The sequence below is a fragment of the Bradyrhizobium sp. BRP20 genome (genome assembly GCF_020194215.1).
Classification (GTDB): Bacteria; Pseudomonadota; Alphaproteobacteria; order Rhizobiales; family Xanthobacteraceae; genus Bradyrhizobium; species Bradyrhizobium yuanmingense.
In genome coordinates this window covers 240,279-267,271 of sequence record NZ_JADYVY010000004.1, presented here as the reverse complement: position 1 = coordinate 267,271, position 26,993 = coordinate 240,279, and the positions used below count along the sequence as shown (strand labels likewise).

At 64.7% G+C, this 26,993-nt stretch carries 27 protein-coding genes; 17 read left to right on the top strand and 10 right to left on the bottom strand.

What is annotated here, in order from left to right; all coding sequences use genetic code 11:
- Positions 1-16: 16 nt before the first annotated feature.
- Positions 17-835 carry a rhomboid family intramembrane serine protease gene (locus I6F33_RS12605; RefSeq protein WP_225142706.1) on the bottom strand — a complete coding sequence of 273 codons (819 nt, stop codon included), beginning with the start codon at positions 833-835 and terminating at the stop codon, positions 17-19.
- A gap of 449 nt (positions 836-1,284) precedes the next feature.
- On the opposite strand from I6F33_RS12605, the gene I6F33_RS12600 reads away from it, so the two are divergent.
- The 3 genes from I6F33_RS12600 to I6F33_RS12590 all read left to right on the top strand — a co-directional run bounded on the left by I6F33_RS12600 (position 1,285) and on the right by I6F33_RS12590 (position 3,693).
- Positions 1,285-1,839 carry a PAS domain-containing protein gene (locus I6F33_RS12600; protein WP_036015243.1) on the top strand — a complete coding sequence of 185 codons (555 nt, stop codon included), beginning with the start codon at positions 1,285-1,287 and terminating at the stop codon, positions 1,837-1,839.
- A 135-nt stretch (positions 1,840-1,974) separates the two neighbouring features.
- Complete coding sequence (locus I6F33_RS12595; RefSeq protein ID WP_036015286.1) at positions 1,975-3,108, top strand: DJ-1/PfpI family protein; 1,134 nt, start codon at positions 1,975-1,977, stop codon at positions 3,106-3,108.
- A gap of 78 nt (positions 3,109-3,186) precedes the next feature.
- Positions 3,187-3,693: a GNAT family N-acetyltransferase gene (locus tag I6F33_RS12590; RefSeq protein WP_225142704.1), complete on the top strand. Its 507-nt coding sequence runs from the start codon at positions 3,187-3,189 to the stop codon at positions 3,691-3,693.
- Positions 3,694-3,738: 45 nt separating this feature from the next.
- Here I6F33_RS12590 and I6F33_RS12585 read toward each other — a convergent pair whose 3' ends face one another.
- From I6F33_RS12585 to I6F33_RS12575, 3 genes are all read right to left on the bottom strand, one after another.
- Positions 3,739-3,963: a hypothetical protein gene (locus tag I6F33_RS12585; protein ID WP_081494642.1), complete on the bottom strand. Its 225-nt coding sequence runs from the start codon at positions 3,961-3,963 to the stop codon at positions 3,739-3,741.
- Between the two features lie 115 nt (positions 3,964-4,078).
- Positions 4,079-4,558 (bottom strand): phasin, encoded by a 480-nt coding sequence (locus I6F33_RS12580; RefSeq protein ID WP_225142701.1) that lies wholly within the window; start codon positions 4,556-4,558, stop codon positions 4,079-4,081.
- A 399-nt stretch (positions 4,559-4,957) separates the two neighbouring features.
- The gene (locus tag I6F33_RS12575) at positions 4,958-6,883 is read right to left on the bottom strand and encodes a DEAD/DEAH box helicase (protein ID WP_225142700.1); all 1,926 of its coding nucleotides are present in this window, start codon (positions 6,881-6,883) and stop codon (positions 4,958-4,960) included.
- Positions 6,884-7,154: 271 nt separating this feature from the next.
- On the opposite strand from I6F33_RS12575, the gene I6F33_RS12570 reads away from it, so the two are divergent.
- Positions 7,155-7,895, top strand: a complete 741-nt coding sequence (locus I6F33_RS12570) for a metallophosphoesterase (RefSeq protein WP_225132650.1) — start codon at positions 7,155-7,157, stop codon at positions 7,893-7,895.
- 6 nt (positions 7,896-7,901) lie between these two features.
- Here I6F33_RS12570 and I6F33_RS12565 read toward each other — a convergent pair whose 3' ends face one another.
- From I6F33_RS12565 to I6F33_RS12555, 3 genes are all read right to left on the bottom strand, one after another.
- Positions 7,902-8,324 carry a VOC family protein gene (locus I6F33_RS12565; RefSeq protein ID WP_225132651.1) on the bottom strand — a complete coding sequence of 141 codons (423 nt, stop codon included), beginning with the start codon at positions 8,322-8,324 and terminating at the stop codon, positions 7,902-7,904.
- Positions 8,325-8,431: 107 nt separating this feature from the next.
- Positions 8,432-8,914, bottom strand: a complete 483-nt coding sequence (locus tag I6F33_RS12560; RefSeq protein WP_225132652.1) for a DUF5680 domain-containing protein — start codon at positions 8,912-8,914, stop codon at positions 8,432-8,434.
- Between the two features lie 3 nt (positions 8,915-8,917).
- Positions 8,918-10,069 carry a zinc-binding dehydrogenase gene (locus tag I6F33_RS12555; protein ID WP_225142698.1) on the bottom strand — a complete coding sequence of 384 codons (1,152 nt, stop codon included), beginning with the start codon at positions 10,067-10,069 and terminating at the stop codon, positions 8,918-8,920.
- Positions 10,070-10,265: 196 nt separating this feature from the next.
- Here I6F33_RS12555 and I6F33_RS12550 point away from each other — a divergent pair, with 196 nt between their 5' ends.
- From I6F33_RS12550 to I6F33_RS12535, 4 genes are all read left to right on the top strand, one after another.
- On the top strand, positions 10,266-11,204 hold the full coding sequence (locus I6F33_RS12550) for an acyl-CoA desaturase (RefSeq protein ID WP_225132654.1): 939 nt from the start codon (positions 10,266-10,268) through the stop codon (positions 11,202-11,204).
- Positions 11,205-11,471: 267 nt separating this feature from the next.
- Entirely contained in the window at positions 11,472-12,722 is a 1,251-nt protein-coding gene (locus I6F33_RS12545; protein ID WP_346657202.1) for an MFS transporter, read from the top strand.
- Positions 12,723-12,846: 124 nt separating this feature from the next.
- Positions 12,847-13,458: a PilZ domain-containing protein gene (locus tag I6F33_RS12540; protein WP_026312634.1), complete on the top strand. Its 612-nt coding sequence runs from the start codon at positions 12,847-12,849 to the stop codon at positions 13,456-13,458.
- A 330-nt stretch (positions 13,459-13,788) separates the two neighbouring features.
- A complete protein-coding gene (locus I6F33_RS12535; RefSeq protein ID WP_036029667.1) occupies positions 13,789-14,412 on the top strand; it encodes a transglutaminase-like cysteine peptidase in 624 nt (207 codons plus the stop codon).
- Positions 14,413-14,532: 120 nt separating this feature from the next.
- On the opposite strand, the gene I6F33_RS12530 is transcribed toward I6F33_RS12535, so the two are convergent.
- Complete coding sequence (locus tag I6F33_RS12530) at positions 14,533-16,296, bottom strand: CYTH and CHAD domain-containing protein (protein WP_225142694.1); 1,764 nt, start codon at positions 16,294-16,296, stop codon at positions 14,533-14,535.
- Positions 16,297-16,477: 181 nt separating this feature from the next.
- Positions 16,478-18,025: an FAD-dependent oxidoreductase gene (locus I6F33_RS12525; RefSeq protein ID WP_225142691.1), complete on the bottom strand. Its 1,548-nt coding sequence runs from the start codon at positions 18,023-18,025 to the stop codon at positions 16,478-16,480.
- A gap of 139 nt (positions 18,026-18,164) precedes the next feature.
- Between I6F33_RS12525 and I6F33_RS12520 the strand changes: the two genes are divergently transcribed.
- From I6F33_RS12520 to I6F33_RS12510, 3 genes are all read left to right on the top strand, one after another.
- Positions 18,165-18,371 (top strand): hypothetical protein, encoded by a 207-nt coding sequence (locus I6F33_RS12520; RefSeq protein WP_225114709.1) that lies wholly within the window; start codon positions 18,165-18,167, stop codon positions 18,369-18,371.
- 104 nt (positions 18,372-18,475) lie between these two features.
- Complete coding sequence (locus tag I6F33_RS12515; RefSeq protein ID WP_036015272.1) at positions 18,476-19,291, top strand: helix-turn-helix domain-containing protein; 816 nt, start codon at positions 18,476-18,478, stop codon at positions 19,289-19,291.
- A 104-nt stretch (positions 19,292-19,395) separates the two neighbouring features.
- Complete coding sequence (locus I6F33_RS12510; RefSeq protein WP_036029677.1) at positions 19,396-20,373, top strand: tripartite tricarboxylate transporter substrate binding protein; 978 nt, start codon at positions 19,396-19,398, stop codon at positions 20,371-20,373.
- Positions 20,374-20,413: 40 nt separating this feature from the next.
- On the opposite strand, the gene I6F33_RS12505 is transcribed toward I6F33_RS12510, so the two are convergent.
- Complete coding sequence (locus I6F33_RS12505) at positions 20,414-21,121, bottom strand: GntR family transcriptional regulator (RefSeq protein ID WP_225142689.1); 708 nt, start codon at positions 21,119-21,121, stop codon at positions 20,414-20,416.
- Positions 21,122-21,376: 255 nt separating this feature from the next.
- Here I6F33_RS12505 and I6F33_RS12500 point away from each other — a divergent pair, with 255 nt between their 5' ends.
- From I6F33_RS12500 to I6F33_RS12475, 6 genes are all read left to right on the top strand, one after another.
- Positions 21,377-22,363: an ABC transporter ATP-binding protein gene (locus I6F33_RS12500; protein ID WP_036044007.1), complete on the top strand. Its 987-nt coding sequence runs from the start codon at positions 21,377-21,379 to the stop codon at positions 22,361-22,363.
- 42 nt (positions 22,364-22,405) lie between these two features.
- Positions 22,406-23,695, top strand: a complete 1,290-nt coding sequence (locus tag I6F33_RS12495; RefSeq protein ID WP_036029687.1) for a PotD/PotF family extracellular solute-binding protein — start codon at positions 22,406-22,408, stop codon at positions 23,693-23,695.
- A 5-nt stretch (positions 23,696-23,700) separates the two neighbouring features.
- Positions 23,701-24,654, top strand: coding sequence for an ABC transporter permease (locus I6F33_RS12490; protein WP_157280642.1), 954 nt, complete (start codon positions 23,701-23,703; stop codon positions 24,652-24,654).
- A 3-nt stretch (positions 24,655-24,657) separates the two neighbouring features.
- A complete protein-coding gene (locus I6F33_RS12485) occupies positions 24,658-25,536 on the top strand; it encodes an ABC transporter permease (protein ID WP_025037151.1) in 879 nt (292 codons plus the stop codon).
- A gap of 21 nt (positions 25,537-25,557) precedes the next feature.
- Positions 25,558-26,289, top strand: coding sequence for an aspartate/glutamate racemase family protein (locus I6F33_RS12480; RefSeq protein WP_225142686.1), 732 nt, complete (start codon positions 25,558-25,560; stop codon positions 26,287-26,289).
- Between the two features lie 180 nt (positions 26,290-26,469).
- Entirely contained in the window at positions 26,470-26,961 is a 492-nt protein-coding gene (locus tag I6F33_RS12475; RefSeq protein ID WP_057029563.1) for a hypothetical protein, read from the top strand.
- Positions 26,962-26,993: the final 32 nt, after the last annotated feature.

Genomic DNA, 26,993 nt, shown 5'->3' with positions numbered 1-26,993 from the left:
CGTCGCAAGCGCCGCTTCAGATACGGTCTGAAACGTCCCGTGATGACGCATCCGCAGCATCGCTTCGCACGCGCGGCACGGGATCGAACAGCGCGAACAACAGCAGGCCGGCGAAGAAGCCGCCGATATGCGCCTGCCAGGCCACGCTCGTGGTGTCCGCATCGACCCCGATCGCGCCCACGCCGAAGATGATGTTGACGCCGAACCAAACGGCGAGGAAGCCGACCACCCGCCCGTCGCGGAGCGCGCGCGACAGCGGCAGCGCCGGAACTTTCGCGGCGGTATCGGCATCCGATCGGCTGAACGACAGGAAGCTGCCGCGGACGAAGGCAAAGCGGATTGCGGCTGCCATCGCGCCCGACACCGAGGCCGAGGCGCCGATCATCGGCGCCACCGCATGCTCATGGGTGATGAGATGGGCGAGCGCGCCGGCCGCCGCCGTCACGGCCAGGAAGACGAAGAACCTGACGGTGCCGAAACGCCGCGCCAACGCGCTGCCGAACGGCAAGAGCCACAGCACGTTGAAGCCGAGATGGGTGAGATTGGCGTGCAGCAGCGAATAGGTGACGAAGGTCCAGACCTTCGCCCCCGCCCCGCCCGGGATCTGCAGATTGAGCAGCGAGGAATCGTAGCGCTTCGGGATGAAGCCGAAGACGTCGATGGTCCAGTTCTCGAGCTCGGGCGGTAGCAGCACGTGCAGATGGATCACCGCCAGCAGCAGGATATAGGCGGTCAGCGCCGGAGGCAGCGTCAGGATCGGCTCGCGCGGAGCCTCCACGACGGCCGGCCGGCCCGGCTCAGGACCTTGCGGCGACGAATCTTGCGGGGAATCCAAGGCAGCTTCGCTTTCGGGCGACATCGGGGCGACAGACTTGGAGATAGGCGCCTTTGCCGTCCCTGCGCAAGTGCACAAAAGGAAAAGGCAGGGCCGAAGCCCTGCCTGTCCGTGTCGGTCTTCCGGTGGCCGGAGAGACAAGGCGTATCCCCACCCCTCCCCGCGGCCCGTGACCAAACTGTTTGACGCCCTGTACAGGCCCCGCCGAGAACCTGGAGAAAAGCGGCGAGGCTTGCGACCGCGGTCACCATAGCAGGCACGCGGCCGGCACGAAGCGCATAGTTAATTTAACGTTAACGACGTAAAGGCCGGCCCAAGAAGCCTGAAAACGCGCCGGCGGCATGGACGCTGCAAATCCCCTCCTGCACAACAACAGAAGGGATCGCGGGTGCACTGAAGCGGGACAAGTCTGTCCCTTCGAGGTTGCACCCCGGGGCGAGCGTTCAGTCATGAAACATCCGTCGAGCCGCGCGTTCTTCGCGTATTGGGACAAGAAGCGCGGCACTGCACGGGCTCCTGACCGGGCCGACATCGACCCGGCCGCGGTCCGCGGCCTGCTCGGCGACATCTTCGTGTTGTCCTGCGAGCCGAACCTTGGCTTCCCGTTCCGCGTCGCCGGCACGCGCGTCTGCGCGCTCGCGGGAACCGACCTCAAGGACCGCAGCTTTGCGGCGCTGTTCACAGAAGCAAGCCGCAGCGAGATCGAGGAGATCACGACGATCGTCGCCGACGAGGCACTGGGCGCGATCGCCGGCGTCACCGCCGCGCGGGAGGACGGCAGCAAGGCGCATCTCGAGCTCCTGCTGCTGCCCTTCAACGCCCGCCCGCATACGCCGGTCAGCGTCACCGGCGTGCTCGCGCCGTTCGACGACGAATGCGGCACGTTGTCCGCCTTCACCCTCACTTCCTGGCGCTACCTGCACCAGCCGGAGAAACTCCTGCCGCGCGCCATCCGCAAATTGCAGATCGCGCGCGGGCTGATGGTGTATGAGGGGCTGCGATAGAGCCCCTGCAGACGTGCGGCGATCCTGCGATGGATCGTCGCGCGGCGTGACCGTTTTTGCCGGATTTGCGTCATTCCTGACGTCGATGCGACCGGATAGCTTCCGCGCCGCGTGAGACGAGCGGGTGACATCATGATGAGCTGGCGCAATCTGGCGTGGACTGCCCTCGGCGGCATGACATTGCTGGCAGGGATCGGCGCGACCTGGCTGCTCCTGCTGCCAGCCGCGCCAGCCTCGGGAACCGCGCCTGCGATTTCCAGAGACGAAACCGAATCGACCCTGGCGGCGCTGAAACCGCCGAAACGCAAGCGCCCCTTGATCGCCATCGTCGGCATCAACGACATGAGCGAGACCACCGATTACCTGATGCCCTACGGCATTCTCGCCCGCGCCGATATTGCCGACGTCCTCACCTTGTCGACGCAGCCAGGGCCCGTCACGCTCTATCCCGCCCTCAAGGTGCAGCCGCATGCGACCATCGCCGAGTTCGATGCCGCGCACCCCGATGGCGCCGACTACGTCATCGTGCCGGCGATGAGCCGCGACGACGACGCAACGGTCTTGCACTGGATCAGGAGCCAAGCCGGCAAGGGCGCGATTGTGATCGGCGTGTGCGTCGGTGCCACGGTTGTTGCCAACACCGGGCTGCTCGACGGCAAGCGGGCCACGACGCATTGGTATTCCGTGGGCGATCTGAAGAAGCATTCGACGATCCGCTACGCGGCGGACCGCAGGCTGGTCGTCGACCAGGGCGTCGCGACGACCACTGGCATCACCGCATCCATGCCGATGGCCCTCACCTTGATCGAGGCGATCGCCGGCCGCGCCAAGGCCGAGGCGGTCGCCGGCGACATCGGCCTTGCGCGATGGGACGCACGCCACCGCAGCGACGCGTTCAGCTTCACACGCCCCTTCGCGCTGACGGCGATCGCAAACACGCTCGCATTCTGGAAGCGCGAGCAACTCGGCATCGCGTTGACGCCTGATGTCGACGAGGTCTCGCTCGCCCTGATCGCCGATGCGTGGTCGCGCACCTACCGCTCGCGCGCCCTCACCTTCGCCGCCACGGCAGAGGCGCGGACCAGCCGCAGCGGTCTTCGCATCCTGCCGGACCGCATTGCCGGGAGCTGGCCGGCGGAGCAGGCCGTGCCGGATTCCGGCGCCTCGCCGCCGGCGCGGGCGCTGGACGAAACGCTGCGCGCGATCGAGACGCGCTACGGAGCACGCACGGCCGACTTCGTGGCGATGCAGCTGGAATATCCGCGATAACGACCGCCAGGGTCTTTCCCGCTGCGCGCATCGCCGCGGCGGAATAGACTGGAAGGACACCACGAACGACGGATCGACATGAGCAAGCCGCATTGGCGTCCCGCGCGCGCCTCCGACCTTCCTGCGATCAGCGCGATTGCGGCACGCATCCATCCGGCGTTGCCCGAACGCGAAGAGGTGCTGGCGGAGAAGATCAGGCTTTGCCCGGACGGCTGCAGCGTGCTCGATACGGACCAGGGCATCGCCGGCTACGGGCTGGCGCATCCCTGGATGCGGTACCGGATTCCGCCGCTCGACGGCTTTCTGCGAGCATTGCCCGATCGCGCCGACTGTCTCTACATCCACGACGTCGCCGTATTGCCGGAGTTCCGCGGCGGCGTCGTGCGCGCTTATGTCGGTGATATCGAGAAGCTGGCGCGTGCATCACGCATCAGAACGCTCGCGCTGGTCTCGGTCTACGGCACGCCGCCGCTATGGGAACGCATGGGCTTTCGGGCTGTGACGGCCGACGCCGAGTTGCACGCAAAGCTCGCATCCTACGGCGACGGCGCGACCTACATGCTGCGCGACCTCGCCGCGACGTAATGCCCGTCGCCGGGCAAATTGATCGGATTGCTTCGCAGGACGCCGTCAGGCTGCTTCACGCCGCCCCCGCGCGGAACGACTGCCTGCCCCCGGACTTCCCGTTTCGTAGACCCAGGCCTCCTTGGCAAACCACTCGTGCGTTGCCGCACACATCCCGCAATAGGTGCGAGAGAAGAACACTGCACTGCACCGAAATCGTTCGCGGTCCATCTCGATGCCGGTCGAAATGGCTCGGCCCGTTTCCGGGCACTTGATCATCACCATACCCATCTGATTTCCTCCAGCTCGGCATCCCTTCACGGAAAGGCGTCGCCGCCATCAGCCGGACGGCGTCTCTTCTGGCGAAGACGCTCGTCCGCCGATTCACGCGGCCGATAGCCTCGATTCAAGCTGCCCTGTGCAGAACCCGGTTGAAGCTCTTCTTGATCGGCTCGGCCGTCTCGGTCGCAACCTTCTGGGCAAGGTCCCAAAGCTCCCGGTTATGCCCGGAAGCCATTTCAAAGGTCCTGCGGGTGTGGGTGGTGGAGAGGTTCACGACATCCGCAAACGACCTTGCATCGGCGAGCTGGGACAGGAATTCCAGGGTGGAGCTGGTATTGATTTTCGATATCTCGATGACCTTGGTGCCGTAGTCGGCGGCACGCGTGGCATTGGTCGCACAGGCTTCGCGGAAAGCGTCGGTGATCTCCTCGGAAGCCGCCTTCATCTGCTCGAGATTTGCCTTGGCCCGCGCGGCGCCCTGCTCGGCAAGATCACCGAAGATCTCCTGGATATTGAAAAACGGCACGTCGAACTTGAGCCTTGCACCACCATTCCCACCCGCGGGAGTGGCATTCGTCTCGGCTTTCACATTGGCATCATGCATCGTCATTCCATCCTTTCACGCGAAACCAGATGTTGGATTGAAGACTCTCAGAAGCTCCCAGGTGCGGGCCGCACCGGGAAACCAGTGCCCCTACTCTCAAAATGGAGGGATGCTGCTGATGAGCTGCTCTCGCCCCCCTGCCGATGCCAACTATGACCAACCAGGATCGGACCTTCAGTTCGCTTTCAGACTCTCGACTTGATTAAATTCGATTCAAGCGACGCCTCGCCGCAGGCGCCGCTCTTGCCGCTTTGAGTTTGCCGAAAAGGATTCTGCCAACTCGAGAAGGCGCGGGCTCGCAGGCGCGTCCGGATGGCACCATGTACTGATTGATTGCGCCATAGCGCACCGCGCGAGCCTTCGGCGGCGTTAGTCTGGCCGGGGCCGGAAAGCGGCAGATCAGCCCCGACGCTTCTTCTTCGCATTTTTCTCGGGCGCGCCCTTCGCAGGCCACGGCGTGACCGAAGGCTCTGCATGGCCGGGCTTGTTCTTGTGCTTCTTTTTCTTTGCGAAAGAACGCGCATCACCGAATTTCGACGCGCGCTCGCCCTGAGGCTTGCTGCGCGACTTGAATCCACTCGCCTCGCGCGGGCGATTCTCGCGCCGTTCATGATGAGCGCCGGCCTCGCGCTGCGGCGCGCGGGGGCGCTCCTGAGGAGCGTCTTGCCGGTGAGGCGCATCCGTCATCGGCTCGATCCGGATGCTGTCTTCCTTGTCGGGACGCTTGATCTTCGCCGCAAAGGATTCGGCGACCCGCTGGGAGATCTCGAACTCGGTAGTGGTGTCCATGATCCTGATGGCGCCGATGTCGCGCTTGTCGATGCCGCCGCGGCGACAGATCATCGGCAGCAGCCAGCGCGCTTCCGCGTTCTTGCGGCGCCCGATGGCGGCGCGAAACCAGACGCTGCCATCCGCCATGGCGTGCTTCGAGGATTTCCCAGCCTTCGACCGCGGCTTGGCGCGGTCCTCGCCCTGTTCGGACCTATCACGCCCGCGTTCCGGCCTGCCGCTTCGCTCGCCGGGATCGATGATGTCCTCTGGCGACGGCAGCCGCGCGCGATAAAGCCGCGCGAGCGCGGCGGCGATGTCCTCGGCCGAGCGCTCGGCCAATAGCGATTGCGCCAAAGCCAGATCGTCGGGACCAGTCTCCTCCGTGAACAGCACGTCCTTCATGCGCGCATGATCGAGCTTGCGGATGTCTTCCGCCTGCGGCGCCGTGCCCCAGACCGCGTCGACCCCTGCGAGATCGAGCAGCAGCTCGGCGCGCCGCCGCCGCGCGGGCGGCACCAGCAGGACGCTCGTCCCCTTCCGGCCCGCGCGCCCGGTGCGGCCCGAGCGATGCTGCAGGACCTCGGCGTCGTTGGGCAAATCGGCATGAATGACGAGGTCGAGGCTCGGCAGGTCGATGCCGCGGGCGGCAACGTCGGTCGCGACGCAGACGCGGGCGCGCCCGTCGCGTAGCGACTGCAGCGCCAGGGTGCGTTCGTTCTGCGTTAATTCACCCGACAGCGCGACCACAGAGAAGCCGCGCTCCAGGAGCGCGGCTTGCAAATGCCTGACGGCATCGCGCGTGCTGCAGAACACCAGCGCGCTCGGCGCCTCGTAGAAGCGCAGCACGTTGACGACGGCATGCTCGACGTCGGCGGGCGCGATGCGGATCGCGCGGTATTCGATATCGGCGTGGCCGCCCTCGTCGCCGGCGACCTCGATCCGGAAGGCGTCGCGCTGATATTGCCGCGCCAGCGCGACGATGCCGCGCGGAAACGTCGCCGAGAACAGCAAGGTGCGGCGCGTCTGCGGCGTGGTCTCGAGGATGAATTCCATGTCCTCGCGAAAGCCGAGATTGAGCATCTCGTCGGCTTCGTCGAGCACAACCGCGGCGAGCTCGGAAATGTCGAGACGGCCGCGCCGCAGATGATCGCACAGACGCCCGGGGGTGCCGACGACGATATGCGCGCCGGCGGCGAGCTCGCGCTGCTCGCGCCGCGGATCCATGCCGCCAACGCAAGAGACGACACGCCCGCCGGCATGCCCATAGAGCCAGGCCAGCTCGCGCTGAACCTGGAGCGCGAGTTCGCGGGTCGGCGCCACGATCAAGGCGAGCGGCGCGGCCGCTGGTGCGAACTGCTCGGCGTCATCGAGGATGTTCTTTGCGATGGCCAAGCCGTAAGCGACGGTCTTGCCGGAACCGGTCTGGGCCGAGACCAGGAGGTCGCGGCTGGTGGCTTCATGGGCGAGCACCGCGAGCTGGACGGGCGTCAGTGAATCATAGTTCCGCTCGGCCAAAGCGCGGGCGAGCGGCGGGGTCAGGGCCGGAAGAGACACGAGATGGGAAACCTTGTTTGATTCAGGCGCGCAAACGGTGAACCGGCGCCCCGAGCTGCGTGCGCGGCAAACGGCCCGACCGCACGCTGATTTGATCTGGGCGCTCTTTACGCCAAGCGCCCGGAAATCACCATAGCCGTGATGCATGGCTTGACGGCGAGCCGCGCCTGAAGCTTGCAGCGGATTTTTGCGGCCAGCTCGATTAACCTTGGCGCGGCGGGATCGGCCTATAGCCGAGCCACGCTCACGTCTGGCGATATGGGGAATAAAGATGCGATTGGCGGTCATTTCCGACATCCACGGCAATCTCGCCGCGCTGGAGGCGGTGCTGGCGGATATCAAGACGCGGGGCGTCGATCGGATAGTCAACCTCGGCGACTGCGTCACCAGCCCGTTGTGGCCGAGGGAAACGTTCGAATTCCTCCAATCGCTGGCGTTGCCGACGGTTCGTGGAAATCATGATCGCTGGATCGAGGAGTTTCCGGACGACAAGCTCTCGCCGGCAGGTCTGTTTGCGCGCAACGCATTGACTGCGGAGCAGCGCCGCGCGCTTCACAACCTGCCCTCCCAGCTGCGGCTGGACGACGGCATCCTGGCCTGCCATGGCACGCCCGAGAGCGATACGGCGTGCCTGCTGGAGGACGCGCTCGACGACGGCCGCTTCGTGCCGGCACGCCGCGACGTGCTGGAGGCACGCCTTGCGAGCGAGCCGGCGGCACGCGTGGTGCTGTGTGGCCATAGCCACCGCCCGGCCGTCGTTCACGGGCCGCGCGAATGTCTGGTGCTCAATCCCGGCAGCGTCGGATGCCCGGTCTTCGCCGACATTCCCTTTGCAGCGAAACTGGAACACCGCTCGCCTCACGCCCGCTACGCGATCCTCACCAAGGGCAAAAGGGGCTGGCAGGTGGAGCTCCTGGCGCTCGAATATGATTGGGAGGCCGCATCAGTGCGCGCGCTCGCCAACAACCGCCCGGACTGGGCGCACGCCATGTTGTCGGGATATGTCAAATAGAATTTCTCAGATCTCCGCGTAGATCTCCAGCAGATTGCCGTCGGGATCGCGGAAGAACAGCGTGCGATGGCCGAAGGGCTGGTTCGTCGGCGGCGACAGCAGCGCCACGCCTTGCCGCACGAGTTCATCGGCGCACGCGTCGACCTCGGCCGCAGAGACCTTGAAGGCCAGCTGCAGCGAGGCGCTGCCCGTTGGCGTCGGTGCATCGCTGGCGGTGCGGCTCGGCCTTGCCAGCGCCAGCGTGTTGCTGCCGATGCTGTACTCGATCCAATTCGGCGACAGCTCGCGCGAGAGTGGAAAGGCGAGGACGTCCTCGTAGAAGCGCCGCATCGCCGCCATGTCGCGCACGAAGACGACGGTGTAGTCGATCGCGCGGATGGCGTTGAAGGGGGATTGTCGGGCTGGTTCGGGTGTCTTTTCGTCGGTCATTTCGTCGCTCGTTCCAGGCTCCGACTTTTGGCCCGCATGGAGCAAAGCGGAATGCGGGACGGACGTCCCCGGATTACGCTCGGCTCCACCCGGGCTACGGATTTTGTCTATCGCAGCAGGCCGCCACCATAGCGCAGCTCATAAAGCGGTGTACCATCCTGCCGGGCAATCGTCTCCACACCGTGGAAGCGATCGGTACCGCCTTCGATCTCGTTGCGGTACGCCATGCCGTCCTGCTCGAACAGGCGAGGTCCCCGGTAAGGCTCTTCGACGCCGACGCGCAGCAACGCCTGGCGCAGGAATTTGTAGATGGCGAGGAAGATCTCCCGCTCCGTGATCTCCGCACGAACGCCGCCGCTGTAGCTCATCGACCAGATGACGCGTTCATCCCGCGACACGGTCTCCTGCCCGACGAAGAAGCCCATCCCGAAATAGATATCGCGATAGGCATAAGGCGGCGCGTGATGCTCGAGCTGCTTGGAGCCGGTAAGCAGCGGCGCAGCAACGGTCGCATCGTCATCGAGACCCGCATAGGTGCGGCGTTTGGCTTCGACCAGGAACGCCGCGAGATCGTGAGGCGCGGACGGCATCGTCTACTCCACCAGCTCCGGCCACGGCACGATGGTCGACTTCACCGTCTTCATCGCCATCGCGTCCTTCACCGCCTGCGCGACGCCTGCTTCCGTGAACGGGTAAATCGTCTGCATCTTCGCCCAAGGATATTTGTCGCGCGTGCGGTAGAGCATGTCGACGCCGAGCGGGAGGTCGTTGCCGGTGAAGCCCCAGGATCCCAGCACGTTGAGATCCTTGGTGCAGATGCGGTGCCAGGAGGTGTCGATCGAGCCGGCGTCGGTGAACTGGCCCATCTCGACATAGGTGCCGCCGTCGCGCAGCATCTCGATGCCTTCGGGGCCGGCTGAGGGGTGGCCCGAGCAGTCCATCACGAGATCGGCGCCGAAGCCGCCGACGATCTCGCGGACGCGCGCAATGCGATCCTGCGGTGATTTCAGCTCCTCGATGTTCACGGTCGCCTCGGCGCCGAACTCACGCGCCAGCTTGAGCCGCGGCTCCTCCGGCGCGCCGACGCAGATGATGCGCCCCGCCCCCATCTCCCTGGCGGCCGCGACCGCCAGAATGCCGATCGGGCCGGAGCCCTGGATCACCACGGTGTCGCCCCAGCTGAATCCGCCGGCGCGGGTCGCACGATTGAAGGCCCGAATGCAGGAGGTCAGCGGCTCCGACAGCGCACCCAGGCGCAACGACATGTCGTCCGGCAGCTTGTAGATCTTGGTGCCCGGCAGCATGTCGAGATCGACATAGACATATTCGGCCCAGCCGCCCCACAAATGCGGCGCCTTGTCGAAGCCGAGATAGCGGCCGTAATAGACCGGCGTCAGGCATTTGTTCGCGGTTTGCGGATAGTGGATGCAATAGTAGCAGCGGCCGCACGGCATCAAGGGCGGGATCATCACTTTCGATTCAACTTTGAGCGGCTTGCTCATGAAATCTTCGGTGAACTCGTCGCCGCATTCGACGATGACGCCGCCGAGCTCGTGTCCCAGCGTGAACGGCCAGGGCAGCGGCTTCGGCCAGTGCCCCTTGAGGATATGGAGATCGGTGCCGCAAACCCCGCAGGCGCCGACCTTGATCAGCGCAGCCTTGCGGCCGACCTTCGGCCACGGCACGGTGCGGATCACGGGCTCCGAGCCGGGACCTGCGTGGGTGCAGACGCGGATTTGTTGCATGGCTGTTTCCTCGCTGCCCGCTTGTTGTGTTTTGATCGTGCGGGCCTGCGATCAACCTATGACAGCCCTGCGACATTGGAAATACCAACGCGGCGCGTTGACACGCCGCAGTTGTGTGAGCAGGCTGCGTGTGCCGGAGCGATGCCTGCTTCGGACCTGCGCGGCTCCTCGCGCCGCGGTCAGCCGGGATCATCAGATGGATTTGCGACCGGGTTCGGAACGAATTTTTGTCGCCTCTGACACCGATCCGGTAGACGGATATGTGCAATGGGCGCCGCAGAAGTCGCTGTGGCTCGCGGGCATGACGACGGCCGCCATCGCGCTTGCGCCGCTCTGCTTCTCCTGGTCGGCATTCGCACTCTTCCTCGCAGCGAGCGCCGTCACGCTCTGCGCAGGGCACTCCGTCGGCATGCACCGCAAGCTGATCCATGCGAGCTACGACTGCCCACTCTGGCTGGAACATCTCTTCGTCTATCTCGGCACGCTCGTCGGCATGGCCGGGCCGTTCGGCATGATCCGCCTGCACGATTTCCGCGACTGGGCGCAGCGCCAGCCCGCGTGCCATGAATATTCCCGCCACGGCGCCGGCTTCTGGCGCGATGCCTGGTGGCAATTGCATTGCCGGCTGGTGCTGCGCCATCCGCCAAGATTCCGGCTCGAGCCGCCGCTTGCCAGTGACCGGTTCTATGCGTTCATCGAACGCACATGGATGTTGCAGCAATTGCCCTGGGCCCTCCTCTTCTTTGCAATCGGCGGGCTGGACTGGCTGGTCTGGGGCATTTGCGTGCGCGTCAGCGTCTGCGTCACCGGCCACTGGCTGGTCGGCCACTTCTCCCACACAAGCGGCGATCAGATCTGGAGCGTCGATGGCGTCGCGGCCCAAGGCTACAATGTCCGCCTCGCCGCGCTGATCAGCATGGGCGAGAACTGGCACAACAACCATCACGCCTATCCGGGCTCGGCGAAGCTCGGACTTTTGCCGGGACAGGTCGATCCCGGCTGGTGGCTGATCCGATCACTCGAAGCGATCGGGTTGGTCTGGAATGTCAGGACGCCGCACAACCTGCCGGAGCGGCCCGGCTTGCGGCGATTGACCGAGGCGAAACGGGACGATGGGGTCGCCGATGCTGCGTGATGATCGCGATGGTGACGTCGATGCACTACAGGCGCCGTCATTGCGAGGAGCTGTTGCGACGAAGCAATCCAGAATCCCTCAACAGGGGCAGTCTGGATTGCGTCGCTGCCCCGGCTCGACGAGAGCGAGCCGGAGCTCACAAGGCTTGCATCTGAGATCACGGGCCTCGTGGCAAGCATGCATGGCTGCTGTTCCAGCACGCCCAATTGTCTTGAGCGCCGGCCGGCGAGCGTGTAACTCGCCACGAGTCTCACCTCAGGTCATCCCGTGAATCCCCTTCCCCAAAATCCCGTGGCCGCGTCCGGATCGTTCGCGGCGATGAGGTCCGTGCCCTACCGTCTCCAGTTCGCCTCTTACGTGCTGGCGATGATGGCCGACAATATCGAGCATGTGATCAGCTATTGGGTGGTGTTCCAGAAATTCCATTCGCCGACGCTGGGCGGGTTTGCCGTGCTGTCGCACTGGCTGCCGTTCCTGCTGTTCTCCGTCGCGGTCGGCGGCCTCGCCGACCGGTTTGATCCGCGCCGCATCATCCAGTGCGGCATGCTGCTGTTCATCGTCGCCTCCGCCGGTTGGGGCTTCTTCTTCCTGACCGATACGATCCAGATGTGGCACGCGATGCTGCTTCTGGTGATCCATGGCTGCGCCGGCGTGCTCTGGCAGACGCCGAACCAGCTCTTGCTCTACGACCTGGTCGGCCCGGCCGACCTGCCGAGCGCGGTGCGGCTGAACGCGATGGCGCGCTATCTCGGCATCCTGGTCGGACCTGCGATGGGCGGGCTCATCATGCTGACGCTCGGTCCCTCGCACGGCATCATCTTCAACACGCTGTTCTATCTGCCGATGCTGCTCTGGCTGTTCTGGGCCCCGATCAGGGACAAGAGCGTGGCGGCAAGGCGTTTTGCCGTGCGCGGCCTTGCCGACATCGTGCTCACCATCCGCGCGATCGGCACCCAGCCCGTGTTGTCGGCGATGACGTGGCTCGCCGGCCTCACCTCCTTCATGATCGGCAACGCCTATCACGCCCAGATGCCGGGCTATGCCGGCGATCTCGGCCATGGTGATCCCGGCGTCTCCTACAGCGTGCTGCTCGCCGTGGACGCAGCCGGCGCAGTGCTTGCCGCAATCGCGCTGGAATCCTGGGGGCGGCTGAAGGGCACCCCGCGCACCGCGATCGCGTTGGCGATGCTGTGGAGCGTGGCGCTGCTCGGCTTTGCGCTCGTGCCGGTCTATCCGGTCGCGATCGCGCTATTGTTCTTCGCGGGCTTCTTCGAGCTCTCCTTCAACACCATGGCGCAGGCGCTGGTGCAGCTCAACGCGCCGCACGACGTCCGCGGCCGCGTCGTCGGCCTCTACAACATGGCCGGGCTCGGGATGCGGGCCTTCAGCGGCATCACGATCGGGGTATCAGGCGCGGCGATCGGCATCCACTGGTCGCTCGGCTTGTCGGCCGCCGTGCTGCTGGCGCTGCTGTGCCTGCTTTATGGGCGCGCCGCGAGGAAGCCGAGCCCCACCTGAAGGTGTGGCTTTTCGAGCGCATCGTGTCTGTCCGTGTCCAGCGCGCCCGATCCTAACGCGGCATTAACCCTGTGCACCTTAGGGTCGCAAGGACTCCGCCCGGGCGGGGGGTCGGGTGTTGGAAATGGCGTTGGCGAACAAAAAATTTCTTCCGGCCGCCGAGGAGCGCAGGCGCTTCCAGCGGGTGAAGGTGCACCTGCTCGGCCGCTACATGCTGCCGGACCGCCGGGAATTCCCCTGCCAGGTGATCAACATGTCGCCGGGCGGCCTCGCTTTGCTCGCCCCCGGCATCGGCAATGTCGGCGACCGCGTGGTCGCCTATCTCGACCATATCGGCCGCGTCGAGGGCAAGATCACCCGGATCATCGACAACGGCTTCGCCATGACCATCGGTGCGACGCCGCGCAAGCGCGACAAGCTCGCCGCGCAGCTGACCTGGCTCGCCAACCGCGACATCCTCAATCTGCCGGAGGACCGCCGCCACGACCGCATCGTGCCGCGCAACCCGATCGCGGTGCTGACGCTCGAAGACGGCACCAAGATGACCTGCCGCATCATCGACCTCTCGCTGTCGGGCGCGGCCATCGCTGCCGAGAACCGGCCGCCGCTGAAATCGACGGTTCTGCTCGGCCGGGTCCAAGGCCGCGTGGTCCGAAACCTCGAGGACGGCTTCGCGCTCGAGTTCATGCACGAGCAGCCGGCGGAGACACTCGAAGAGAGCGTTACCGCGCGGTAAAGCGCAAGGACGCGAAAACCTCCATATTTCCAGGCTCGAAGGCGGCTTCCGCGATGCGGACGCCGCCTTTTTCATGTCCCGCGGCGAATGGCCAGCGGTTAACGGAGGAGCTGGAGATGAGCGCAAACAACGCTCCTCCCAGCATTTCCGTGTTAATAGATAAAATTTGAACCAATTGCAGTCATATCGAATTTTACGCGAATTCTATTCAAGTATAGCTCGAATTCGCCGCGCCTTTTACTTGCATTCGTCTCGACTTGACTTGGTCGACTTAGCGGCAACTCAAAAGCTCCGTGCGAAATGTGGTCCCAACAAGAAACGGGGGCCGCAATGTTTGACTTCAGGGGACGGGGGAAGGGACTGGCGCTGGCCGCCATGCTCTTCGGGATCAGCGCGGCAGCGCAGGCCGGCGAAGGCCGCCTGCTCTACGCGAGCCTCGGCGACACCACGCGTGCGCCGATCGGCTGGGTCGAGTTCTGCGCGGACAATGCTGCCCAGTGCCAGGGCGCACCGCTGCAGCCGCGCGACATCGTGATGTCGCAGGCCGCATGGCGCGACCTCGTCAAGGTCAATCGCTGGGTCAACGAGACCGTCAAGCCTCTGACCGACCAGGAGCACTGGGGCGTGATCGAGAAGTGGTCGCTGCCGTCAGACGGTTACGGCGACTGTGAAGACTACGTGCTGTTGAAGCGCAAGATGCTGATGGATGCCGGCTGGCCGCGCCAGGCCCTGCTCATCACCGTGGTGCGCGACAAGAAAGGCGAAGGCCACGCGGTGCTGACGGTGAAGACCGACAAGGGCGAGTTCATTCTCGACAATCAGAACGAGAACGTCCTCGCCTGGACGGAGACCGGCTACCGCTTCGTCAAGCGCCAGTCGCAGAGCGATCCCAACGTCTGGGTCTCGCTGGGCGATACCAAGCCGGCGGTCTCCACCGCCAGCGCCAAAGATTAGTAGGAACGAGACAACAGGTTACGCGACCCGGTCACATCCCCACCCCTCCCCGTCCCAGACCGGTTCGCGCGCGCCCAGCCATCCCCCAATGGCTGGGCGCAACTTTTTGGGAAAGCGCGATCAGCTCTGCTCGCCTTGGCGCGACCAGGGCACGCGTGCGGCGGCAAAATCCCGCCAGCTATCCTGCAAGCCCTGCTGCATGCCGATCGATGCCCGCGCCTGCCAGCCGGCGATCGCGGCCGCCGCAATGGCGCTGTCGCGATCGTCAGCGCCGAGCCCATCGAGCAACGAGGCCGTCACCGCCATGTCATTGAAGACGCCGAGCTCCTCCTGCAAGCCGGCGAGCCGGCGTGCGAATTTTCGTGCGGACTTGCGATCCTCGTAGAGCGGCAGCAGGAACTCGCTGAGGTAGCGCAGCCGCTTGGTGGCGAGCCGCACGCGGTGCAGTTCGTCGACCGTCAGCGATTTGAAGCGGCGGCCGCGCTTGAGCACCTTCGCGTGCTGTTCCGATAGGACACGCTGCGCGAAATTGAGGGCGGGCTCGGCGAGCCGGCCGAGATCTTCGGGCGCGACGCCGTTGCGCCAGCCGCGCGTCTCGATCCAGCCGCCGAGACCGATCAGGAAGAGCGCGCAACGGCGATCATCGAGCGCGTGGCGGGCGCTGCGATAGGCTTCCGCCTGACGCTGAGCCGCGGCCCGCCCAAGCGCATCGAAACCCGCGACCGACGGACAGGCTTTTGCGATCGCCGGCAAGGTGGCGAGCTGGAACACGTCCCAGTCGCGCGCGGCAGACAGGCCTTGCGCCAGCCATTTGGCCTCCGAGCGCAGCGCCTCGAGGTTGCTGAGCGCGCCGACCGATCGCATCAGGTCGAGCGCGGATCGCAGCCGGCGCAGCGAGACGCGCAGCTGATGCACGCCTTCCGGATTGCGGCCGTCCTCGGCCGCCGGCAGCGATTGCAGCAGGTGAAGGAAGCAGGCGCGCAGGATGGTCGCGAAGGCTTCGTCGAGCGTCACGGAGGGATCGAGACGAAGCTTGCGCGGCCGGCGAGCCGACGGCGGCAGGTCTGCGGCAAGATCGAAGCCGCGCGCCGACTTGCTGCGGATGGACGGCTTCACCGTTCCGTGCTCCGCAAGGCGCAGGGCGATCTCGTAGATCACGCTCGTGCTGCCGCTCTTCAGCTCCAGCTCGATCTCGCTGACAGGAACCGACCGGTCGCCGGCCGTCAGCTCGCCCTGGTCGCAGGCGACCTCGACCGTGCCGGACGGCAGGTCGATGATGCGCGTGTGCCGATGCACATCGGCCGTGAACACCGCTTCGAGCGGCTGCGCTTTGAGTCGCTCGCGAATCTTCTCCGGAATGAACGGCATCGCCAAAGCGAGATCGGGCGCAAGCGAAGGCACGCTTGCTTCCCATTCGCCGCGACGCAACGGATCGTCCGCAACCTCGGTCTTCACGGTCTGCACGAAACGCGTGCCGCTCTGGCGGACGCGCAAGCTCAGGCCGGCGCGACGAAGCGCCCGCTCGGGCGTGTCGTAGTAGACGGACTTGAGACGTTTGCGCGTGCCCTTGTTGCGTGCGTTCGCCGCGATCACGGGCGCTGCGCCGAAATGCGCCATGCGATCGGCACCAACGAGCAGCTTGAGCTCGATTTCGGCGGCGGGATGAGCCTTGCTGCCCGGCTCAGCCGGTTGCAGACCAGGCGTCGTCTCTGGCGTCCGATCGCTCACAGCGTCCTTGATCACCGGTTCCGCTTCTGGCCCTGCGGGTTCGATCTGCCTCAGGAAACCGGCGACGATATGCGCTCCCTTGTTCTCCTTCGGCGCGTGATTCCCGTCCGGTGCGCCAGGAGTCTTGCGGGCCGGCCTTGAATCTGACTTGAGCATGGAACGTAACGTGACAGTTTGATGACAGAGCGCGAGCATATAGCCCATAGACTGCGCGAGGAATAGTCACATCCGATCGCCGCGCGTCATGATTCACATGCGGCTCGTCACGTATAAGCTGCAGGCGTCAGGGCGAGCCCCTTTAAATAACGCCTGACCACAACACGCCGAGGGATGCCGCTCATTCTGCCGCTTCAAGATTGGCCGGCTTTTCAGCCTCGCCGAGCGGGGAAACCGCCGGGCCGTTGAGCGCGGTGCCATCGGGTGCAAACTGCGATCCGTGACATGGGCAGTCCCAGCACTGTTCGAGTGAGTTCCAGTGCACGACGCAGCCCAAATGGGTGCAGCTCGCCGAATGCAAATGCAAATGTCCGCTTCGGTCCCGGCACGCCGCGATCTTCTTCAGGCCGCTTCGGAAGAGGCGCCCCTCGCCGGGCCGCAGTTGTTCAGCGCTCGCGATTTCACTTGCGGTGAGATACTCCGCGAAATTCTTGATAGGGGTGATGTTCTCGCTGATGAACTCGCCGATGTTCCTTTGAATCTTCCGCGACGGAGCGTAGACGTCCTCCCAGGCACTTGCGCCGCTGGTGATGAGATCCGCGATCAGCATGCCGGCCACGAGCCCGTTGGTGATCCCCTGCCCGGAGTCGCCGCTGACAACGAATACATGCTCCTCGCCGGGGCTGCGGCCGATGAAGCCGGCGAAATCGACCGGCTCCAGCACCTGACCCGACCACCGATGGGTGACCTCGCGCAAATCCGGCAATCGCTCGCGCGCCCAGCGCTCGAGCGCGTCAAGGCGCTGTGCGCCATCATTCGCCTCACCCGACTTGTGATCTTCGCCGCCGATGATCACGATGTCCTCGTCGGCAGATAACGGGTGGAGGCGGACATAATGATAAGGATCGAGCGTGTCCCAATAGAGCGCATCCTCCACGGCGCCGGCCGCAATCTTCGCGGCGAGTGCATAAGTGCGGTAAGGCGCCTGCTTGGTGTGGATCGCCACCTGAACATTGACGGGCGAGTTGGTCGCAACCACCACGTCGGCGGCGTGAACCTCGTAGCCTGAGGCGGTGGTGACGACCATGCTACCCTGGCGTTGCTGGATGCTCTCGACGCAGGTGTCAGAATAGAGCTGGGCGCCACGGCGCTGCAGTGCGCTCGCCAGACCGGCGAGATATTTAGTCGGATGCAGGCGCGCCTGGCGCGGAAAGCGCAGCGAACGCGTCTGACCGCTGTCATGGAATGGTGTCCGCTCGATGCAATTTTCGACCGGAATCTGCAGCTTGCGACAGCAGTCCAATTCACTATCCAGCTCGGATGCGGACGTTTCGGATGCCAGTACCCAATAGCCATCGACGCGCTTAAAACCGCAATCGATGTGCTCGGCGCCTTGGATGGCCTCGACGCGATCGATCGCGGCAGCGACGCTCTGATAGTAACGCCGCGCACAGTCAGGGCCGCGGACTCGCACAAACGCATCATAACCATCATCAAGCGCGGTCGCCAGATGCGCCGTGGTGCGCGCCGTCATCCCGCTGCCGATGCGGCCGCGATCGATCACTGCGACCGAACGTCCATGGCAAGCAAGTTCATATGCGACCGAAAGCCCGGCTATTCCGGAGCCGACCACGGCAACGTCCACGCCGACCGTACTCGACAGCACCGGAGCTTCGGCGACAGATACGTCCATCCAGAGGGACCACGTGTGCTCATCCCGTACATTCATGGCGCTACTCCTCGGAAGAACAAACGATGCAGCAGAATGACGGTTCCTATGTGCGCTATCGACCGATGAGATGGCCGCATTCATTAGGAACCTTCATCGTGCTCGCGCTTGAACCGGCATGAAAAGTCCATCACCGGGGATGCGCAGGGCGCTGCGCCAGGCGCGATTGTACGGGCACCTGCTCGTCCGCAACGACAGGCTGTATCACCCGGGCGGCAATCATCCGATCTGCTCGATACAGCTTGCACGAGAGATGGTCAGGTCAGGATGGATGACCAAGCACGACGGCGAATACGAGATCACGGCAGAGGGGCAGCTTGCCGCCGAAAGCGAAATCGGTCGCTGAGGAGCCGATGCGGCACCGTCCAATTCCCGGCCGGGAGTCGGGCCTGTTGACTGATCCGGCGATTACATCATTGACTAGCGGCACGGTCCTCACAAAGAGCTGCCATGCCCTCGTTCCGTCCCGTTATCGCGTTGTCGAGAGGCCTCGAGGTCCTGCGCGTCATCAACCAGGAACGGCAATCGACCGTAGGCTCGCTGCATAAGGCGACGGGCCTCAACAAGGCAACAATCGTCCGCATGCTCGAAACGCTGGAGCATGAAGGATATGTAGTGCGGCGCGCCGAGCCGCCCAGCTATGCCCCGACCGGACGGGCGCTCCTGCTCAGCGCCGGCTACGACGAACCCAATTGGATCGGCGGTATCGCCGAACCGATGCTCAACAAGTTTCGCCAACAGATTCAGTGGCCCTCGGACGTGGCCGTGCTCGACGAGGAATCCATGGTGATCGCGCATACGACGCGGATCGGCGGTTCGCTGCTCTTCTACCGTCCGCCGGGTTTTCGCTTTCCCGTGCTGGGCACCTCGATGGGGCGCGCCTATTTGGCGTTTTGCGAACCGGCCGAGCAGGAGCGCATCGCGGCGCGCCTTGCCCTCAGCCCGGAGCCCTGGAACGACCTCGCCCGCAATCCCGCCAAACTCACCAAGGTGCTGCGCGCGATCCGGAAAGCCGGATTCGCAGTGATGGACGAGAGCTACAGCCGCCGCATCTTCGGCGGCGCCGTCTGGGCGATCGGCGTTCCCGTCGCTGTTCCGAACCGCCTGTTCGCAAGCATGAACGTGATGATGCTGCGCGAGGCCGTCAGCACCGAGGAAGGTCTCAGGCGCTTCGTGCCTCAGATGAAGAAAGTCGCCTCCGCACTGGCCGAGACGCTCAGCGCCAGGCTTGCTGCGGCCGGCCCGTCCGCGGCCGCCAAGAGCTAGCCATTTCACACAATGAAATGTTGTTTCTATTTGGCTCTGCTCGTGTGACATCTCTGCCCGGCGGCCAAAGGGCGCCCAAAGACGCAACAAAACGGGAGGGGCAAGTGAGGACATTCGTCGCAATGCTGGGCGCTGCGATTGCAGGCCTGGTGCTGGCCACGGCTGATGGGGCTGCGGCCGAAGCCTGGCCGACCAAAGCAATCAAGATCGTCGTGTCGACGCCCGCCGGCGGCATCACCGATGCGTTCGCCCGCGCCTATGGCGATTACATCTCTCAGAAGCTCGGACAGCCGGTCGTCGTCGAAAACAAGACGGGAGCGAGCGGCGCGCTGGCAGCCCAATCGGTCAAGGATTCGCCGGCGGACGGCCATACGCTGATGTACACGATCTCGTCCACGCTGCTCGGAAACCGGCTGCTGCTGAAGTCGCTCGCCTACGATCCGGACAAGGATTTCACGATCGTCGCGATGACGCCATCGGGTCATCTGCCGCTGGTCGTCCATTCCGCCACCGGTGCAAAGTCCATCGAAGATTTCGTCGCCTATGCGCGCCGCAACAAGGTCACGGCCGGCTCGTATGGGATCGGTTCGTTCGCGCACATCGCGATCGCCGAGCTCAATCGCCAATACGGCCTCGACATCTCCATCGTGCATTACCGCGGCGAAGCGCCGATGTGGCAGGACTTGGCGGCCGGCGTCATCCAGGCCGCGACCGGCAGCTACCAAGCCGCGCTTCCGGTCCTTGATACCGGCGTCGGCCGCGCGATCGCTGTTCCGTCACTGGTTCGCATGAAGAAGCTGCCGGACACCAAGACGTTCACCGAGCAGGGGGTCACCGGCAAGGTCTTCCAGCTGACCAGCTTCACGACCCTGGTGGCGCCCGCTGCGACGCCGACCGACCGGATCGAGCTGCTCGCCAAGCTGATGGTCGAAGGCGGCAAGACCGAGCGTGTCCAGAAGCTGCTGGAGGCCTTCGGGGTCGATGCGCCGGCAATGGACCGCGCATCCTCGGTCGCCCTCTACGAAAAAGAAGGGCCGGTCTGGCTGGAATCGATCAAGAATCTCGGATTGGAGCCACAATAGCGTCCGGACCCGCCGATCCCGTGCGCTGGCGACGCCCTTCTCACGCCCCCAGCACGTCCGCCAGCCGCAATTCATCGGCGGCGGGATCCTTCAGGAACAGCTCCGCCTCGATCTCGTTCAGGTGCGACAGCATCAAGGCGCCGGCGCGCGCCTTGTCGCGCTTGCGGATCGCGGCGGCGATCCCGGCGTGATGATCGGTGCCGCACGCGGGCGTGTCGTGACGGCGGTACAGCAGGATGATGAGCGAGGAGCGCGCGATCAGCTCCTTCAGGAAGCCGAGATAGATGCTGTGGCCGCTCATCTCGGCGACGAGACGATGAAACTCGCCGGACAGACGGACGGAGGCGCGGGCATCGCCGCGCAACTCGGCCTCGCGTTCTTCCGTGAGATGGTGCTGCAGGCGATCGAGCCAGGCCGGCGAAACCGCGTCAATGGCGCGGTCCACGATGCTGGGCTCGATCAGGCGCCGCGCCTCGAACACCTCGCGGGCATCAGCCGGCGTCGGGCGCGCAACGAAAGCGCCGCGATTCTTCTCGATATTGACGATGCCCTCATGCGCAAGCTGCTGCAGCGCTGAGCGCACCAGCGTCCGGCTTGCGCCGTAGATGTCGCCGATCTCGTCCTCCCCGAGCTTGGTGCCGGGCAGCAGGCGATGCTCGAGGATCGCGGCAGTCACACCCTCCCGGATACGGCTGACGCGATCGCTCGCGTCTGGCGCATCGGGTTTCTGGCGGGTCTTGGTGGCCATGATTGTGAGGCTCGATCGACGAACGTTCGGCCTGCAATGTTAGTCGACGAGCTGTATCCAATCACAGGCGAAACTTTATACAATCTTCGCCCGTTTTGTGTGCAGCTGGCTGCACGGGTGACGGCCCGACATTGGGCCGGAATCGATCTAACGATCTGACTCCGCTGCACAGTTTCTGAAATTCGCATCGTCGCGGGCTGTTGGCACGGACCTTGCGGAGAGAGGCGGGACGCAACGCCCCTCCTCGGACACGCCATGGCCATTCCCGCCGCTCTCGAACTGGTCGCCGTCACCAAGCGCTACGACGCCACGCTGGCCGTTGACAACGTCAACCTGAAGATCCCGGCCGGCACCTATTGCTGCCTGCTCGGCCCCTCCGGCTGCGGCAAGACCTCGACGCTGCGCATGATCGCAGGTCACGAGGCGGTCAGCGAAGGCGACATCATCCTCGGCGCGCAGAACGTCACCGACCTCGAGCCCGCCAAGCGCGGCACCGCGATGATGTTCCAGTCCTACGCTCTGTTTCCGCACCTGACCGTGCTCGACAATGTTGCCTTCGCCCTGAAGATGCGCGGCATCGACAAGCCGACGCGGCACAAGCGCGCCGGCGAATTGCTCGAGCTGGTCGCGATGAGCCAATATGCAGGCCGTCTTCCGGCGCAGCTCTCCGGCGGCCAGCAGCAGCGCGTGGCGCTCGCGCGCGCGCTGATCACCGAGCCGCAGATCCTCCTGCTCGACGAGCCGCTCTCGGCGCTCGATCCGTTCCTGCGCGTCAAGATGCGCGGCGAGCTGAAGCGGCTGCAGCGCGAGCTTGGCATCAGCTTCATCCAGGTTACCCACGGCCAGGAAGAGGCGATGGCCCTCGCCGACCACATCGTGGTGATGAACCACGGCAGGATCGAGCAGCAGGGCACGGCGCGCGACATCTTCCATCGTCCCCGCACCGAATTCGTGGCCCGATTCATCGGCGGCCACAACGTGCTCAGCGACGCCGGCAATCTCATCGCCGTTCGCGCCGATCAGCTCGGCATCGTGCCGTTCGTCGACGGCGCCTTCGGCGCGCCGGCGCTGCTGACCCAGACCGAGTACCAGGGGTCCTACATCGCCGTCTCGCTCACGCTCGACGACGGCACCGCCCTGTTCTCCCACGTTCCCGAGGCCGCCTTCGACGTGCATCCGTTCCGTCCGGGCGATCGCGTGCTGGCGACCTGGGATCCCGCCAAGGCGCAACGCCTGCAATAGCACCCTTCACCACGGAATGCGCAACACAGAGGAGTGAGCGAAATGACCGAGACGACCAGGAAGACCGGCGTCAGCCGCCGCACGCTATTGAAGGGCACCGCGGGTCTCGCCGGCCTCGCCGCCGGCTCCGGCGCGATCACCGGCTTTCCTTACGTGAAGTCGGCCGATGCGAAGGTGCTCCGCTATCTCGGCACGGCCGTGAACGAGGGCGACGACATCGCCAAGCAATGCCTGAAGGACACCGGTATCAAGATCGAATACATCACCGCAACCACGGACGACGTCACCAAGCGCGTGATGACCCAGCCGAATTCCTTCGACGTGCTTGATACCGAATATTTCTCGCTGAAGAAGCTGGTGCCGTCGGGCAACATCCTTGCGCTCGACGCCAAGAAGATCAAGGAGTTCGGCAACATCACGCCCGTCTTCACCAAGGGCGAGACGCCCGGCGGCAAGAAGATCGGCGGCCAGGGCACCGCGCCGTGGAAGGTGCTCTATCTCGAAGGCAAGGACTCCAAGAAGTTCGCGACGTCGGCGACGGAATTCGTCACGCTGATCCCGACCGTCTACAACGCCGACACGCTCGGCATCCGCCCCGACCTGATCAAGCGTCCGATCACCACCTGGGCCGAGCTGCTCAACCCCGAATTCAAGGGCAAGGCTTCAATCCTCAACATCCCCTCGATCGGCATCATGGATGCCGCCATGGTCGTGGAAGCCTCCGGCAAGTACAAATATGCCGACAAGGGCAACATGACCAAGGAAGAGATCGATCTCACCATGAAGGTGATGACCGAGGCCAAGAAGGCCGGCCAGTTCCGCGCCTTCTGGAAGGACTTCAATGAGAGCGTCAACCTGATGGCCTCGGGCGAGACCGTGATTCAGTCGATGTGGTCGCCGGCGGTCACCAAGGTACGCTCGATGGGCATCCCCTGCACCTTCCAGCCGCTGAAGGAAGGCTACCGGTCCTGGGCTTCCGGCTTCTGCGTGTCGAAGGGCGTCTCGGGTGCCAAGCTCGAATGGGCCTATGAATTCGTGAACTGGTTCCTGTCGGGCTTTGCCGGCGCCTATCTCAACCGCCAGGGCTATTACTCCGCCGTGCTCTCCACTGCGAAGGCGCACATGGAGCCCTACGAATGGGCCTACTGGATGGAAGGCAAACCGGCCGAGAAGGACATCAAGGCGCCCGACGGCTCGCTGCTTGAAAAGGCCGGCGCGGTGCGTGACGGCGGCTCCTACGAGGATCGCATGGGCGGGGTCGCGTGCTGGAACGCCGTGATGGACGAGAACGACTACATGGTCCGCAAGTGGAACGAGTTCATCGCGGCGTAACGGACATGTCGGAAGAGGTCCTGCAACAGGCAGCCCCGGGCTTGATCCCGGGGTCGGGCACAGCGCGCGCCGCAAAGCCGACGCGCCTGTCGCCGTCCTTCATCTCCTGGCTCCAGGCCGGGCCGATGATGCTGGTGTTTCTCGCGTTCTTTCTCATTCCGCTCGTCTTCGTCGTCATCGTCTCGTTCTGGGACTACAACGAATACCAGCTGCTGCCGGCTTTCTCCGGCCGCGGCTACACCGACACGTTCGAAGGCTGCATTGCGCAGCTCCCTGAGCTCTGCACCATCGCCAAGACCTATCTGAAGACGCTGAAGCTCTGCTTCCTGGTCTGGGCCATCACCCTCTTCATCGGCTTCTGGGTCGCCTACTTCCTCGCCTTCCACGTCAAGTCCAAGACCTGGCAGATGGGCTTGTCGCTGCTCTGCACGATCCCGTTCTGGACCTCCAACGTGATCCGCATGATCGCCTGGATCCCGCTGCTCGGGCGCAACGGCCTGGTGAACACCGGCCTGATGAAGACGGGGCTGATCAACCATCCGATCGAATGGCTGCTGTTCTCCGAATTCTCCGTGGTGCTGGCACTGGTGCACCTCTTCACCTTCTTCATGGTGGTGCCGATCTTCAACTCGATGGTGCGCATCGACAAGTCGCTGATCGAGGCCGCCTATGATGCCGGCGCCAGCGGTTTCCAGACCCTCGTCAACGTCATCATTCCGCTGGCCAAGCCCGGCATCGTGATCGGCTCGATCTTCGTCATCACCATCGTGATGGGCGACTTCATCACCATCGGCGTGATGGGCGGCCAGCAGATCGCTGCCGCCGGCAAGATCATCGAGACGCGGGTCAACGCGCTGCAATTCCCCGCCGCCGCAGCCAATGCCGTGATCCTGCTCGCGATCACCTTCCTGATCATCACCATGATGTCGCGCATCGTCGACATCAAGAAGGAGCTCTAGAGCATGAAGGAAGGACGCCCGCGCTCGTTCTACGTGCTCGCGATCTTCTTCGCGGCCTATGTGCTGTTTCTCTATGGGCCGATGATCGCGATCTACGTGCTGTCGTTCCAGGGGCCGCAGGGCGGCCTCACCTTCCCGATGAACGGCGTATCGACCTTCTGGATCGCAAAATTGTTCCAGGGCACCGGCATCGTCGATCTCGGTGCCGCCTTCCGCCGCTCGCTGCTGCTCGGCATCGTCGTGATGATCGTCACCGTCGTGCTGTCGGTCGCCGCCGGCATGGCGTTCCGGCGCAAGTTCAAGGCGCAGAGCATCCTGTTCTACTCGGCGATCGCCAGCCTCATCGTGCCCTCGATCATCACCTCGCTCGGCATCTCGCTCGAGTTCCGCATCATCGACGACCTGATCAAGGCGCATTGGAACGAGAATTTCGAGACCTCGATGGGCCTGCTGACGTCCGGGCTCGGCGCGCACCTGACCTGGACGCTGCCGTTCGGGCTGCTCATCATGTTCGCGATCTTCAACCGCTTCGATCCGCGGCTGGAAGAGGCCGCGCGCGATCTCGGCGCGACACCGTGGCAGACCTTTCGTCATGTCGTGCTGCCGATCATCCTGCCCTCGGTGATCGGCATCGGCCTGTTCGGCTTCACGCTGTCCTGGGACGAGCTCGCACGCTCCAGCCAGGCGATCGGCGCCGTGAACACGTTGCCGCTGGATCTTCAAGGCCTCACCACCACCGTGACCAACCCCGACATCTACGCGCTCGGCACCGTGATCTCGGCGGTCTCGTTCACGGTCATCACGCTTGCGCTCGGCACCATTCACGTGCTCAACAAGCGGCAGGCGGCCAAGGGCTCGGACGCCGGCAAGGGACTCGTGTGAGATAAGGACTCGTCTGTTCCAATGCGGCTTCACGTCGTCAATCCCAACACAACGGCGTCGATGACGGCGAAGATCGCCGCTGCCGCGCGCAGCGTTGCCCTCGCCGACACCGTGATCGATGCGCGTCAGCCGGCGATGGGCCCGGTCTCGATCGAGGGGTTTTACGACGAAGCTTTCGCGGTGCCCGGCATGCTCGGCTGCATTCGCGAGGCCGATCGCGACGGCGCGGACGCACACATCATCGCCTGCTTCGACGACACCGGCCTGGATGCCGCGCGCGCCGCCGCCAAAGCGCCTGTGATCGGCATCGGCGAGGCCGGCTTCCACCTCGCGAGCCTGATCGCGGCGCGCTTTGCCGTGGTGACCACGCTCGGCGTCTCCATCGTGCCGATCGAGCACAATCTGCGGAAGTACGGCCTGGCCGAACGCTGTGCCCGCGTCCGTGCCGCCGAGGTCCCCGTGCTGGCGCTGGAAGAGCGCAACATTGATGCGCTCGGCAAGATCTCGGCGGAGATCACCGCCACCAACCGTGACGACCGGGCAGAAGCGATCGTGCTCGGCTGCGCCGGCATGGCCGATCTCGCAGGCGAGCTCGCCGCCACGCACGGCCTTCCCGTGATCGACGGCGTCGCGGCCGCGGTGACGTTGGCGGAATCACTGGTGCGACTTGGACTGAAGACCTCCCGGCTCGGACCCTATGCGGCACCGCGCGCAAAGAGCTATTCCGGGCCGTTCTCGCAATTTCAGCCTTGATCCCTGCCCCCTGCGCGGCGCTCCCGGGCTGCAAGAGCCGCTGATCACTGGTTTTTTGCCGCTCAGCCTCTTTTTGGTCCCATTCCTTGCCGAAACGTAAGGCTTTCGGGACGCCCCGGTGACCCCTCTGGGTTGCCGGTCTTCGCCACTCACCAAGTTTCAATTTGGGTTTTGTCAGCGATGATCGATCTCGCCCAGGACAGGCCGTCCAACACCCTCCTTCGCCTTGGCGCCCAGCCGATCGCGCTGACTGCTGCAGCCCTCCTGCTGCTGATCGCGGGCGTGACGTCGATCGCAATCTGGCGGGCCTATACCGGTGCCGCCCCCGAGAGCGACCGGGTGGTGGCCTCGCGGCAGCTTCAGGCCCGCACCGCCCAGGCCTCCGAGCAGCTGGTCGAGAAGACCAAGGGGCTGGAGGCGACCCAGCAGGAATCGATCGACCAGCTCCAGGTGGTGCAGGACCAGCTTCAGACGATGAAGCGGCTGCTGGCGGCGCAACAGGCCGACACCAAGCGCCTGTCGGAGCAGGTTACGGCCTTGAACGAATCCATCGACGGCTTGCGGCAGTCCTTTGCCAGTGCACGGGCGACCGAGGTCGAGACTCCATCGGTTACCCGCAGGAAACCGGCGCGGCGCGTCCACGCCAGCGCCCGCAAGCGCTCGGGCGGCTGAGCCGGTCACGGTGCGGGAACTTTATTTTCGCC